The following is a 13,121-nucleotide window of genomic DNA, read 5'->3' as shown; positions in this document are numbered from 1 at the left end:
CTGCACTTGTCAGTCGACGAGGGCGAGCTCCGGCTCGTCCGCCGGCCTCTTCGTCAGCTGCTGCGCCGACGCGTCCGCCGGCGCTTCCACCGACGCATCCGCCGACCCGTCGACCTTGCGCCGTCCGAGCACCCCTGACAGTCCGATGAGCAGGCCGATCGCCGAGAGGACCGTGATGGTGAGCAGCGCCGGGGTGAAGCCCGCGAGCAGGGCGGCGGGTCCGGTCTTGCCCTCGCCTCCGGCGGTGAGGACCGCGGTGACGATGGCGAGTCCGATCGCGCCGCCGACCTGCGTCGAGGTGTTCAGCAGGCCGCCGGCCAGGCCCTGCTCATGGTCCGGGATGCCGGCGGTGGCCTGGATGTTGAAGGACGCGAAGGCCAGGGTGAATCCGATTCCGAGCAGGATCATGCTGGGCAGCACACCGACGACGTACGGGGCGTCCCGGTCGATGACGAGGAAGAGGACGTAGGCGATGAGGTGGGCGATGACACCGCCCGCGATGGTGCGCGAGGTGCCGATCCGTGCGATCAGGGGCTCCATCCGCGGCGAGCCGAAGGCGACGATCATCGCGGCCGGGAGGAAGCCGAGCGCGGTCTGGAGCGCCGACCACTGCAGCACCGACTGGAAGTAGAGCATGACCACGAACTGGAAGCCGATGTAGCCACCGAAGAACACCGATATCCCCAGGTTGGCCCGCGCCAACGAGCTCGAGCGGAGGATGCCGAGCCGGACCAGCGGATGCGCACTGCGGCGTTCGATCAGGACGAAGGCGATCAGCAGTACCGCGGCGATCGCGAACTGGATCAGCGTGTTCGGCGCGGCCCAGCCGGCCTCCGGTGCCTCCACGACGGTGTAGACGAGCAGCAGCATCGCGCCGACCGAGGTGATCGCGCCGGGGATGTCGTAGCCGCCGGAGGTGCGGGGGCCGTCCTTGGGGAGCAGGCGGTTGGCCGCGATCCACGCGATCACCGCGATCGGTACCGGCAGGAAGAACGTCCACCGCCAGCCGACCTGGGTCAGCAGACCGGAGAGCACCAGGCCCGCCGAGTAGCCGCTGGCTCCGAAGACGGAGAAGACTCCCAGCGCCTTGTTGCGCGCCGGTCCTTCGGCGAACGTGGTGGTGACGATGGACAGCGCGGCGGGCGCGGTGAACGCCGCCGCCATGCCCTTGAGTATGCGGGTGGCGATGAGCAGGGCTCCGTCGTCGACCAGGCCGCCGAGCACGGAGGCGGCGGCGAACATGGCCACCGCGGTCAGGAACACCTTGCGACGACCGAGCAGGTCGGCGGCGCGTCCGCCGAGCAGCAGCAGTCCGCCGTAGCTGAGGACGTAGCCGCTGACGATCCACTGCAGCGCGCTGGTGGACAGGCCCAGGTCTGCCTGGATGGAGGGGAGCGCGACGCCCACCATCGAGACGTCGAGGGCGTCGAGGCCGATCACGAGGGAGACCGTGAGCAGAACTCCCCAGAGTTTGGCGTTCCACGTGGAGGTCGAGGCGGACAAGGGTGCGGAGGAAGTCATGCCATGACTCTTGCATGCACGCGCATCGAATGCAATCGCATTTAATCTCCGTGCATCAAATGTTGGCGCATGCTAACCTGGTGCCATGATGGGTGGCTCGGAGCAGGAATTGGTCGATGAGTGGCATGGGCTTCTCGCCCGCCATGCCGCCGTGCACACCGCCCTGGAGCACGAGTTGCAGGCGCAGCACGGCCTCAGCGTCAGCGAGTACGAGGCGCTCGAACTCCTCGCCGCCTCCGACCACGGCAAGTGCCGGGGCCAGGACCTCACCAATGTGGTGCACCTGAGTCAGAGCGCCGCATCCCGGCTGGTCGCCAGGCTGGAGCGCGGCGGCCTCGTCGAGCGCGTCATGTGCGATCTCGACCGTCGCGGCATCTTCGTCGTCCTCACCGACGAAGGCCGCAGGCGTCACGGCGACGCGATGCCGACCCACCGCTCCGTACTCGCGCAGACCCTCCGCAAAGACGCCTGACCGGTGCGTGGGGGCCGGTATCCCCGGCTCCACGGACGAGAAGGCCGCCCGCGGCTACCCCTTTCCGGAGAGCGGCACGGTCGGCGACGCGGCCGGCGGGCGGGGCGCCACGCGCTTGAGCCTGGTCCAGCCGGTCCAGCCTCGCTGCTTCAGCAGCTCGATCAGTCGACGGGCCGGCGGTGCGGCGTCAAAGGCCAGGGCGTCCATCAGCTTGGCGAACGGTGGCTCGATGGCGGCGTCGTCGATATAGCGCTCGCCCCGCTCGTCGGCCAACTGCGTGAGACAGGCGGCCAGTTCGTCGGCCAGCTCGACCAGCCGCGGATCGTCGTCGGCCCGGTCGAGAGCCTGGCCCAGGGTGCGGTAGAAGCCGATGAGCCGCGGATCGGCCAGCTGCTCCCGCTTTCGTGCCAGCCACTCCGGGACTCGCTCGGGTGAGTGCGCGGCCAGCGGGATCCAGCCGTCGCGTTCTACCTGGACGATCCGCTCATCCACCCCGAGCGCCCGGAGGTGACCGAGAAAATCGACCACCTCCGGCGGCAGCGCCAGATTGTCCCCGGCGGCGAGGCGGGCGATCCGCTCGCGGTGCCGCTGCCGCTCCCGGATCTCCGCCCGCAACCGCCTGTCGATGTCCGCGACCGCCGCGGCGAACTCCTCCTCGCCGGCCCGCAGCAGCTCCCGCACGCGCGCCAGCGGAACCCCGGCCTCGGCGAGGGTCCGGATCCTGATCAGCTCGACCACGGCGCCGGCGTCGTACCTCCGGTAGCCGGAGTGGTCCCGTTCCGGCTCCGGCAGCAAGTCCTTGGCGTGGTAGTGCCGCACCGCGCGCACCGTCACTCCGGCGTACGCGGCCAGCTCGCCGATGGTCAGCATCGCTCCAGTCTCCTGAGTCTCCCGGGAACGGCTCAAGAAGCCGTTCGGCGGGCCGGGCCCGGCGCATTCCGGATGATCCGTGCGATGTCCGGGGCGTGGGTGAAGACGAGCCGGTGATCGGCGTCCAGCCAGGACGTCGAGACGTGCGGCCGCTCGCGGACGAGCCGTTCGACGCCGGCGCGCCAGAGCCGATTGTGCCGCGGGGCACGTCCTGCGCCGCTGTCCCCGGCGATCGAGGTCGACATGATCATGCTGATGGGGCGGTCGATCTTCCGGTAGCGGTCGAGGAGGATCCCGGTCCGCAGCGCATCGAGTTCGAGGTTCAGGCCGAGGATGTCCTGTCCGGTGAGCGCCACCCGACGCGCGGTGCTCCTGTCCCGCTCCGCCTCCTGCCGCGTCGCCTGGTCCTCCCACAGCGCGCGGAACTCCGCCAGGTCGGCCTCGGTGATGAAGGGTTCGGGCACCGGGTTCGCCCCGTCGATGAGGACGAGCCCGGCGACGGTGTCCGGATGCTCGGCGGCATGGTGCACGACCAGGTCCGCGCCCAGCGAGTAGCCCACGAGCACGGGCGCCGCGCGCAGGCCGAGGCGTCCCCGCTCCGCCAGCACGGCGACGAGATCGCCGAGGAACGCTTCGAAGGAGTACCGGTCGGCGGCCGAGGCGAGGCCATGGCCCCTGAGGTCGAAGGTCACCACGTCGTGGTCGCGCCGCAGCAGTGCGGTCAGCTCGTGCAGATCAGCCTGTGTCGAGCACAGCCCGGGGCACAGGACCAGCGGTCGTCCCCGGCCGCCGCGGGACACCGGGATCGTGACGCCGTCGTGGTGGAGGGTGAAGTGCCGCAGCGTCCCGTCGCCGCTCGCGGTCCGTGCCCCGGTCTCGCCGTACGACGGGTGCGGTCCGGTGACCTCGGTCGCAGGGGATTTCGTAGTCATGCCGCCCATGCTGCGGGGTTGACCCTGCGTCAGGGTCAACCCTCGCGGCGGCATGCCACCCGCACACCCGCGGGACGTACGACCGACGTCGTGGCGGAGCCGCCGTCTCCGGCCGGTGCCGGACCCGACCGGAGACCGCCGCCGCCCTGACGTACCGGGACTACGCGCTCAGCCGGCGGCAGCCCCGAACCACTTGGCCAGCTCACCGGTCAGATCCCGCTGATCTTCACCGGCCCACGCCACATGCCCGTCCGGCCGCAGCAGCACCGCGGGCACGTCCAGCTCCTCGCTGACGTCGACGACATGGTCGACCCGGTCCGACCAGCCCGCCACCGAGAGCCGGCCGGTCTGGTCGAGCAGCAGCCCGCGGCCGCCGTGCATCAGCCCGTAGAGGCGCCCCCGCTTCAGCTCCATGTCCCGCAGCCGTCGGCCGAGCAGCGCGTGGCCCTCGCCGAAGTCGTAGCGGATGCCGATCCCCGTGATCTTCTCGATCAGGTACCGGTTCACCTCCTCGAAGTCGATCAGTTCCGACATCAGCCGGCGCACCGACCGGGGGCCCGGCTCGGTGGACATCAGCTCCATCTGTGCGCGGGTGTTCTCCAGCACATCCGCGGCCACCGGGTGCCGTTCGGTTTGATAGCTGTCCAACAGCCCCTCCGGCGCCCAGCCGTTGACCGCGGCGGCCAGTTTCCAGCCGAGGTTGAACGCGTCCTGGACGCCGAGGTTGAGGCCCTGCCCGCCGGTCGGCGGGTGGATGTGCGCCGCGTCGCCGGCCAGCAGCACCCGGTCGACCCGGTAGCGCTCGGCCTGCCGGGTGGCGTTGCCGAAGCGGGAGAGCCAGCGCGGGGAGTGCGCGCCGAAGTCGGTGCCGCCGTACGCCCGCAGCTGCTGCTGGAACTCGTCGAGGGTCGGCGCGACCGTACGGTCCTCGGCCACCCCCTCGGCGGGCACGACGACGCGGTACACACCGTCGCCCAGGGGCATGGCGCCGAACCGCTGCTGGGTCTTGCGCACCTCGGCCATCACCGCGTCCAGCTCCTCCGGCGACGCGGTCAGCCTCATCTCGCCCAGCAGCGTCTCGACCGTCGAAGGCTCACCGGGGAAGCCGACGCCGAGCAGCTTGCGCACCGTGCTGCGGCCGCCGTCACAGCCGACGAGGTAGCGCGCGCGAAGCTGCGTGCCGTCCCCGCCCCCGGCGACTGCGTCACGTCCGGCCAGCTCGACGGTCACCCCGTGTTCGTCCTGGCTCAGCCCGACCAGTTCACAGCCGCGCCGGATCTCGGTGCCGAGTTCGATGGCGCGCTCGGTCAGCAGGCGCTCGGTGACCTGCTGCGGGATGCGGAGGACGTACGAGTGTGCCGTGTCCAGCCGCTCCGGCCAGGTTTTGCCGAGACCGGCGAAGAAGCCGCCGACCGTGAACTTCTCGCCGAGCGGGAGGAACCGCTCCAGCAGACCGCGCTGGTCCATCACCTCGATACTGCGCGCGTGCAGCCCCTGCGCACGCGACTGCAGGGTCGGCTCGGTTTCCTTCTCCAGTACGAGCACGCGCACGCCGTGCAGCCGCAACTCGACGGCCAGCATCAAGCCGGTCGGTCCGCCACCGGCAATGATCACGTCAAACATGAAGCCCCCCCATGTGGTGCGATGGATATGCGGCCAGCTGCCCCACGCGTCGACAAACGCTCAGGGACTCCGCGAGTCCCTGATTTCCGCAGGTCCTGGCCTCGGCGGACGATTGTGCGCCATGACCGGGGCCTTGCCGCAAGGCCCCCCGTGCGCTATATGTTGAGAGTGGCAAGGAGCGGGTAACCTCCTTGCCCTTTGTTGTCTGCGGGGTCGTCCGTGGGGGCCCACTGTGCGGTCCGGTGCGGCTTCCGGCGCGGGGTCCGGTGGCCGGGACGACTGAAGCGCCGCCCCGGCCACCATGGGGCGTTCAGCTCAGCAGTCCCGAGAGGGCGGAGGCCAGTGCCTCGCCGGTCTGCTGGACGGCGGTGCCCGCCACGAGGGCGGGGATGCTCCGGATGGCGATGCGGAGCGCGGAGGCGTTGCTCGCCGGGTCGGGCACCGCCGCGTCGACGAGGTCCGCATGGTCGCGGAGCGTCTGGGCGTCGGGCAGGTCGGGGGAGTGCGCTTCGATGTCGGCGCGGAAGGCCGACAGGAGTTCCAGGACGGTGCCGATGTCGACGGCGGCCGCACTGTGGACCGTGGCCGTCTGGTGGACGTGGGAGACGGTGCCGGTGGCGTTCTGGACGGTGCCGTGGTTGGCGCCGCCGACCGTGACGCCGGAGCCACCCGCGGGCTCGGACCCGCGCGTGGGATCGGGCCCGACGGGCGGTTGCTGCTCCGGCTGCTGCCGGCGGCGCGGGAAGAACGGGCCAGGGCTCATGGGTTGGCTCCCCCGATGGACGACCGCCTGCCCGGCTCGGTCGGCTTGACCGGCCTGCATGTTCTGGCGGGGATCGATGACATGGCCACCGACGGCCATGGCCTGGATCGGCGCGCGATTGTCGCCGTGGACCTGGATGTTGTTGATCACCGAGCGTGCCTCGGCGTGGACTTCCTCGACGAGTACTCCCAGCTCGCCCAGGGCCGCTTCCGTACTGCGCAGAAGCTGGGCACGCAGCGCGCCGAGGCCGCGTTCGGCTTCGTCCCGCTGCTGCAGGTCCTCGATCTTCGGCAGCGAGAAGTGGTCCCGCAGACTCACCGGATGCGCTTGTCCCGCACCGTCCGGGGAGCCCCCGTGCATTTTGCGCAGCCTCCGGTACACCGCGCCGCCCAGCGCCTGCGCACCTCGCAGGCCGATGATGAGCGCGCCATCCCGGTCGGGAGTGGGTACCAGTGGCGCCATGAGCTGCGGGCGTACGGTCAGCCGCAGTTCGCCGTCCTGCAGTGCGGCCTGGACGAAGAGGCTGACGACCAGCTGATCGCCCCGGCTCCGGGACTGCATCAGCAGATAGGGGCGAAGCGCCTCCCCCGGATCCCAGCCGCCCCCTCTCGCGGGGGAAGCAGCCGCGCCGGCCGGTTCGGGCCAGAGACCGGCGGGGACGGCCTGCACGGTCGTCACCAGGAGGCGGGGGAGTACGGCCGCTGCCTCCGCCTCCGCCTCCGCCGAACCGCCGTCCCGATCGCCATCGCCACCGCCGTCCGTATCGCCAGCGCGGCCCGCGGCCTGGGCGGGGGCCGCACGCATCCGCCGCAGCAATTCCGCCTCGTTCAGCGGGGGCAGGGGCTGCCCGAACACCTTGGACCGCAGGACGAGACGGATGCTCTCGGCAGCCCGCGCTTCGCGGCCCGCTCCGATGAACCGTCCCGTCGCGTCGTACGGAAGTCGCTCGCCGTGCTGGCGGGCGCCGATCGCCGCGATCCGGCGCCGGGCGAGCGGCCCGCTGGACGGGAGCCGGCCTTCGGTACGCCGGAGCCCCGCGCCGGCCGCACCGGCCACCACGTGGTCGACGACGTACACCAGGACCGCGGCGGCCGACAGCACGAGCGGCGTGGCCAGTACCTCGAGCATGACGTTCGCGTCCCGCACCACCGCCAGGTCGACGCGGTCATGCACCGCCGGTGCGCACACCACGGGCAGCGCCAGCGCCGAGATCACCCAATGGCGCCCGGACGGCCCCAGCACCCAGGCGACCGCAAGGCCGAGACACCACATCGCGCTGCCGACCGGCATCCAGGCCACGATCAGACCCGTCAAGGTCAGCAGCACGGTGCGGCGGATCCACTGGATGCGGCGCACGCGCAGGCTGTGCGCGAGGATCGGCACGAGGTCGAAGCCGTACGAGGGGACCGGCGGGACCGGCCCGTGGAGCACATGGTCGATCACCCAGCGGGCGGCGGATTCGCCCCACGGCATCGCCCACGGGACGCCGCCGCTGCCGCCCCGCTCCGATCGCCGTGGGACGTACCAGGAGCGGGTGTAGAGCCCCCGACACAGAACCCGGGTCGTCTCGGAATCGCCTTCCCCGGCCCGCGCCGTCGGGCGCCCCATCTCCCGTAACTCCCTTGCTCTGTCCATCAGTTGAGCCCCCCGTGCCCTCTGATTGAGCGGGGCCACATTCTCCCTCCTCGGAGCGCGGCTGTACCAGCCCCGGACCGGCACCACCGGTGGCATGACGAGAGAGCGACGGCGGTCCTGATGCGGCGTGCGACCACAGCACCGAGACTTTCGTGCCGAAGTACGGGGCCACATGCGGCAACAGCTCCCTCGGCAACGTACTGTTCGCTGGCCGCCTGTTCGCCGGCCGCGGCGACGGCGCGGCTCCCGTACCGAGCTGTGGCCCCAGGGCGCCGCAGCGTCCCACCACCCTCTTCAGGAGACGCGATGGACGAGATGCGCGTGCTGTCCGCCACGGCGATCCTGGGATATGGATTCCCGGACGCGTCGTTCGAAGCCGGTCTGGCTCGCCGCCCCCACGTCATCGCCGCCGACGCCGGTTCCAGCGACCCCGGGCCGTACTACCTGGGCGCGGGAGAATCGTTCACCGACCGAACGGCGGTCAAGCGCGATCTGGAGCGGATGATCAACGCCGGGCAGCGCCTCGGCGTCCCCGTGGTCATCGGATCCGCGGGCGGCGCCGGGGCCGCCCCGCACCTGACGTGGCTCCGCGGCATCGTCGACGAGATCGCCGCCGAGCAGGGGCTCCGCCTCCGCGCGGCCGTCATTCCCGCCGACATCGACCGGGAAACCGTCCTGCAGGCCTTGCGGGACGGCCGGATCAGCGAGGTTCCGCACGGCCCGCGGCTCACCGCCGAGGACGTCCGGGCGAGTACGCACCTGGTGGCGCAGATGGGCACGGAACCGCTCGTGGCCGCACTGCGCAACGGCGCCGACGTGGTCCTCGCCGGGCGCGCCTACGATCCTGCGGTGTTCGCCGCGCTGCCGCTGCTGCACGGCTTCGACGAGGGACTGGCCCTGCACATGAGCAAGATCCTGGAGTGCGCCGCGATCGCCGCCGAGCCCGGCAGCGGCAGCGACTGCATGCTCGGCACGCTGCGCCAGGACCACTTCGTCCTCGAGCCCTTGAACCCGGCTCGACGGTGCACCCCCACATCGGTGGCGGCCCACACCCTCTACGAGAAGAACGACCCCTGCCGGCTCCCCGGACCCGGCGGATACCTGGACCTCAGCGACTGTGTCTTCACGGCGGCGGACGAGCGCAGCGTGCGCGTGTCCGGCTCCCGCCATATCGCTCAGCCCTTCGCGGTCAAACTCGAAGGCGCCCGGCTGCGCGGATACCGCACCGTGTCGCTGGCCGGCGCCCGGGACCCGTTCTTCCTCCGCGAGATCGACACGATCGTCCAGGGCGTACGGGAGCGGGTGGCGGACAACTTCCCCGACATCCCAGCCGGCAGCTACGACCTGCTCGTGCGCGTCTACGGAGCCGACGGCTGCATGGGCCCGCTCGAACCGTCACCGCTGCCGCAAGGGCACGAAGCCGGCATCGTCATCGAGGCCGTCGCCGACACCCAGGACCTCGCCGACACCCTCTGTGGCTTCGCCCGCTCCACGATGCTGCACTTCGGCTACCCCGGGCGGCTGTCCACGGCCGGCAATCTGGCCTTCCCCTACTCGCCGTCCGACTTCCACGCCGGCGCCGTCTACGAGTGGAGCGTCTACCACCTCATGACGGCCGACGATCCCCTCGCGCTGTTCCCGATCACCTACCTCGACTACCCCGGAGACCCGTCGTGACCGCTCCGTCGACCGCGCCACTGACCGAACTCGCCGACGTCATCCGCAGCAAGAACTCCGGGCCGTACGAAATCACCCTCGACATCATCTTCACGGACCAGGAGCAGTACGACCTCGTCAAGCGCCAACGGGCCATCAGCCGCGCCCTGGTGGCGGACCTCTACCGGCTGCCCGTCGCCGACGTCAGCGAGCCGATCTTCTACGATCCGGCGAAGGCCGTGAAGATCAACCTGCGCCGCCCGCTCGTCTCCGGGAACGTCGGCGAACGCGACGTCTACGGGGCGCAGCAGCACGGCCCGCTGCTGACGCTGCGCCTGCCGACCCCCTGAGGACGCCGGACTCCGGCCGCCGCTCCGGGCGGCCGGGAACGCGATCCCCGGTACGCGCGGCGAGCACCTCCACTACGGTGAGCCGATGGCCGAGACCTGGAAAGCAACCGACACCGGCGTCCTGCGGCTGCCCTCCGGACGCCTGGTGCGAGGCCGCGCGCTCGGCCGCCCGCTGCCCGCCGGACCGACGCCCACCTACGCCGTGCATCTGCTGGGCAAGCGGCCTCCCGAAGTCCCTTGGGAGGCCGAGTGGTTGCGCTGGCCGGACTTCTGGCTGCCCAGCAGCCGCACCGAGGCCCGAGCCGTCCTCGGCGAGGCATGGGCCCGCGCGGACGCCGAACGCGTCGAGGTCGCCTGCCACGGCGGCCGTGGCCGCACCGGCACGGCCCTGGCCTGCCTCGCGGTCCTGGACGGCGTACCGGCCGGCCGGGCGGTGGACTTCGTCCGCCGGAACTACGACCGCCGCGCCGTGGAAACCCCCTGGCAGAAGCGTTACGTCCGCCGCTTCACCGACTGAGGGCGCAGCGCGCCGACGGGGTGGCGGGATTTGCCTTCGAGTGGACTCCAACCTCCACACTGACCACGACAGGAAGCATGCCGTGGACAGAAAGGCGTCAGCTGATGGCGACGACGAGCCGGGCGGGACACCCCTTGCCGTACGACACCTACCGGGAGGCGATCGAGCGGGAGACCCTGCTCTTTGCCGAGGTGGTCAAGGGTGCGGACCCGGCGACCGCCGTGCCCTCCTGCCCCGACTGGGCGCTGGCCGACCTGGCCCAGCACGTGGGAGCGCTGCAGCGCTGGTTCTGCGCGCTGCTGACCCGGCAGGTGCAGGAGCCGCCGCGCAGCCGTGACGTGGAACTGGGCCTGCCGGAGAGCGCGGCGGAGTATGCCGATTGGGTGGCGGCGGGCGTCCCCGCGGTGGCCGCCGTACTGCGGGACACCGATCCCCAGGCGGCGATGTGGGCCTGGGGCGAGGACCAGCACGCACGGTTCTGGGCCCGCCGGATGCTGTTCGAGACGCTGGTGCACCGGGTGGACGCGGAGCGTGCCCTCGGCCGGGAGTCGGGGGTCGACGCCGCGACGGCGGCGGACGGAGTGGACGAGTTCCTCGTCAACCTCCCCTACGCGGGGATCTTCGCCCCGGCCGTGGCGAAGCTGCGCGGCACCGGCGAGACCCTCGCCTTCCAGTGCACGGACACCGACGAGGAGTGGCGGGTGCGGCTGGCGGCGGACGGCTTCCGCCTGCTTCCGGGGGCCGGGGCGGACGCCACGCCCGCCGCGGCGCAGGCGTCCGTGCGGGGGCCGGCGGCGGACCTCCTGCTGCTGCTCTACGGCCGGCGGTCGTACCAGGAGAGCGTCTTCGACGTCTCGGGCGAGCCGGCTGTACTGGACCACTGGTTCGCCCATACGGCCTTCTGATCCCCGGCGAAGAGGGCGAAGAGGGCGAAGAGGGCCAACAGAGCCAAGCGCGAAGGGCCCCACCCCCGGAAGACGTTCGGGGGTGGGGCCCTCACTCGTAGTGCGGACGGCCGCCATGGCAGCGGCAGGCGTCACACCACAGCTGCACCCTTCGCGACGACGACTCCGTAGAGGTCGGCGATCGTGGCGAGCGCGCCCTGGTGGATCTGCTCGGCCGTCAGCTCCGTTCCGGCCGCGTTCAGGGGCCGGGTGGCGCAGGCGTCGGCGGCCACGGTCGGGGTGTAGCCGTGCAGGAACGCGCCCTCGGCGGTGAACTGCACGCACATGTTCGTCATGAACCCGCAGAGGATGACGTTCTTGCGGTCGGTGGCCTTGAGCTTCTCCTCCAGGTCCGTGTCGTGGAAGGCGTTCGGGACGGACTTGACCACCACCGGCTCGCCGTCGGCCGGGGCCACGGCCTTGTGGATGGCTCCGATCTCGGCGCGGATGTCGTACGGGGTGCCCTCGCCGCCGTCGTTGATGATGTGGATCACCGGCGTCCCCGCCTCCCGCGCCCGTGCCAGCAGCGCGGCGCCGGAGTCCAGGGCTTCCTGCCAGCCGGTCAGCTCCATCACGCCCTGGGTGTAGGTGTTCTGGAAGTCGACCATGATCAGCGTCGCGTCCGCGAGCGTGGCCGGGGTCTCGGTGAGGCCGCTGAGCTGCCGAAGGGTCGTCGAAGACATGGAAAAGCCCTCCTAGGGCGAGGGTTGAAGGAAAGTTGCGGCCACGCGTCGGTGGCTTCGTATGCCACGCTATGACCCACCCAGGATGTCTGCCAGGTCATCCAGCGTGCAGAAACCGACATCGGAAAGGCGGCCGGGATGGAACGGCTGATCGTGATCGTCCTGTTCGCCGGCGTCGACCTCCTCGACGTCACCGGCCCGCCCGAAGTGTTCGCCCTCACCCAGCGCGAGATGGACACCGACACCGGCTACCGCGTGGTCCTGGCCGCCGAATCCCCGGACCCCGTCACCACCTCCGCCGGTGTGCGCGTCCTGCCCGACACCACCTTCGACGCCCTCATCGGCCACCGCATCGACACGCTCCTCGTCCCTGGTGCCGTCCACGTCGACGACCGGCGCCGCGTCCAGGCCCTCACCGACGAAGCCGTGGTCGCCCGGGTGAAGGCCCTCGCCGCCACCACCCGCCGCGTGACGTCCGTCTGCGTGGGGGCGCACCTGCTGGCGGCCGCCGGACTCCTCGACGGCCGCCGCGCCACCACGCACTGGTCGACGGCCGCGCAGCTTGCCGCCGACCACCCGGATGTCACCGTCGACGCCGATCCGATCTTCATCCGCGACGGCGACGTGTGGACCGGCGCGGGGATCAGCTCCTGCCTCGATCTCGCCCTGGCCCTGGTGGCCGACGACTTCGGCGAACAGATCGCCCTGCGGGTCGCGCGGCAGCTCGTGATGTTCCTCAAACGCTCCGGCGGACAGAGCCAGTTCAGCGTTCCGACCGAGCCGGCCGCCACGACCCGGCGTATCGACGATGTCCGGCAATACATCATGGGCAACCTGCACCGGTCGCTGACCGTCCCGGAGCTGGCCGAGTACGCGCACGTCAGCGAACGCCAGCTCACCCGCATCTTCACCGCGGAACTCGGTGTCACCCCGGCCACCTACGTCGAATCCGCGCGGGTCGAACTCGCCCGCAATCAACTGGAGTCCACCGACGCCACCTTGGAGCGCATCGCCACCACCTGCGGTTTCGGCTCGACCGCCACCCTCGTGCGGGCATTCCGCAGAAAGCTGAACACCACTCCCACCGAATACCGGAACGGATTCCGCTACGCGCCTTCCCCGCGCGAGGCGACGAAGCGTTGAACGTCAACTCGC

The 13,121-nt window shown here is 71.2% G+C and carries 12 protein-coding genes; 6 read left to right on the top strand and 6 right to left on the bottom strand.

Annotated elements, in window-relative coordinates; genetic code table 11:
- Window positions 1-9: 9 nt before the first annotated feature.
- Window positions 10-1,521 carry an MFS transporter gene (locus AC5677_RS03170; protein ID WP_497193459.1) on the bottom strand — a complete coding sequence of 504 codons (1,512 nt, stop codon included), beginning with the start codon at window positions 1,519-1,521 and terminating at the stop codon, window positions 10-12.
- A gap of 85 nt (window positions 1,522-1,606) precedes the next feature.
- On the opposite strand from AC5677_RS03170, the gene AC5677_RS03165 reads away from it, so the two are divergent.
- Entirely contained in the window at window positions 1,607-1,993 is a 387-nt protein-coding gene (locus AC5677_RS03165) for a MarR family winged helix-turn-helix transcriptional regulator (RefSeq protein ID WP_497193458.1), read from the top strand.
- A gap of 54 nt (window positions 1,994-2,047) precedes the next feature.
- Here the strand turns inward: AC5677_RS03165 and AC5677_RS03160 are convergent, their stop codons facing one another.
- The 4 genes from AC5677_RS03160 to AC5677_RS03145 all read right to left on the bottom strand — a co-directional run bounded on the left by AC5677_RS03160 (window position 2,048) and on the right by AC5677_RS03145 (window position 7,789).
- Window positions 2,048-2,863, bottom strand: coding sequence for a MerR family transcriptional regulator (locus tag AC5677_RS03160; RefSeq protein WP_497193457.1), 816 nt, complete (start codon window positions 2,861-2,863; stop codon window positions 2,048-2,050).
- A 32-nt stretch (window positions 2,864-2,895) separates the two neighbouring features.
- Window positions 2,896-3,795, bottom strand: coding sequence for an alpha/beta fold hydrolase (locus AC5677_RS03155; RefSeq protein WP_497193456.1), 900 nt, complete (start codon window positions 3,793-3,795; stop codon window positions 2,896-2,898).
- 168 nt (window positions 3,796-3,963) lie between these two features.
- Window positions 3,964-5,418, bottom strand: coding sequence for a rifampin monooxygenase (gene rox, locus AC5677_RS03150; protein WP_497193455.1), 1,455 nt, complete (start codon window positions 5,416-5,418; stop codon window positions 3,964-3,966).
- Window positions 5,419-5,728: 310 nt separating this feature from the next.
- Entirely contained in the window at window positions 5,729-7,789 is a 2,061-nt protein-coding gene (locus AC5677_RS03145) for an AbeC-like domain-containing protein (RefSeq protein WP_497193454.1), read from the bottom strand.
- Between the two features lie 333 nt (window positions 7,790-8,122).
- On the opposite strand from AC5677_RS03145, the gene AC5677_RS03140 reads away from it, so the two are divergent.
- The 4 genes from AC5677_RS03140 (at window position 8,123) to AC5677_RS03125 (ending at window position 11,244) form a co-directional block, all read left to right on the top strand.
- On the top strand, window positions 8,123-9,493 hold the full coding sequence (locus AC5677_RS03140) for an acyclic terpene utilization AtuA family protein (RefSeq protein ID WP_497193453.1): 1,371 nt from the start codon (window positions 8,123-8,125) through the stop codon (window positions 9,491-9,493).
- Complete coding sequence (locus AC5677_RS03135; RefSeq protein WP_497193452.1) at window positions 9,490-9,822, top strand: DUF4387 domain-containing protein; 333 nt, start codon at window positions 9,490-9,492, stop codon at window positions 9,820-9,822. The genes AC5677_RS03140 and AC5677_RS03135 overlap by 4 nt, the downstream gene beginning before the upstream one ends.
- Window positions 9,823-9,907: 85 nt before the next feature.
- The gene (locus AC5677_RS03130) at window positions 9,908-10,339 is read left to right on the top strand and encodes a protein-tyrosine phosphatase family protein (RefSeq protein WP_497193451.1); all 432 of its coding nucleotides are present in this window, start codon (window positions 9,908-9,910) and stop codon (window positions 10,337-10,339) included.
- 104 nt (window positions 10,340-10,443) lie between these two features.
- Window positions 10,444-11,244: a maleylpyruvate isomerase family mycothiol-dependent enzyme gene (locus AC5677_RS03125; protein WP_497193450.1), complete on the top strand. Its 801-nt coding sequence runs from the start codon at window positions 10,444-10,446 to the stop codon at window positions 11,242-11,244.
- Window positions 11,245-11,375: 131 nt separating this feature from the next.
- On the opposite strand, the gene AC5677_RS03120 is transcribed toward AC5677_RS03125, so the two are convergent.
- The gene (locus tag AC5677_RS03120; protein ID WP_497193449.1) at window positions 11,376-11,966 is read right to left on the bottom strand and encodes a cysteine hydrolase family protein; all 591 of its coding nucleotides are present in this window, start codon (window positions 11,964-11,966) and stop codon (window positions 11,376-11,378) included.
- Between the two features lie 138 nt (window positions 11,967-12,104).
- Between AC5677_RS03120 and AC5677_RS03115 the strand changes: the two genes are divergently transcribed.
- Complete coding sequence (locus AC5677_RS03115; protein WP_497193448.1) at window positions 12,105-13,109, top strand: GlxA family transcriptional regulator; 1,005 nt, start codon at window positions 12,105-12,107, stop codon at window positions 13,107-13,109.
- The last annotated feature ends 12 nt before the right edge of the window (window positions 13,110-13,121 follow it).

The sequence above is a fragment of the Streptomyces sp. JLSY215 genome (assembly GCF_059682825.1).
This window is presented reverse-complemented; position numbering and strand designations above follow the sequence as displayed.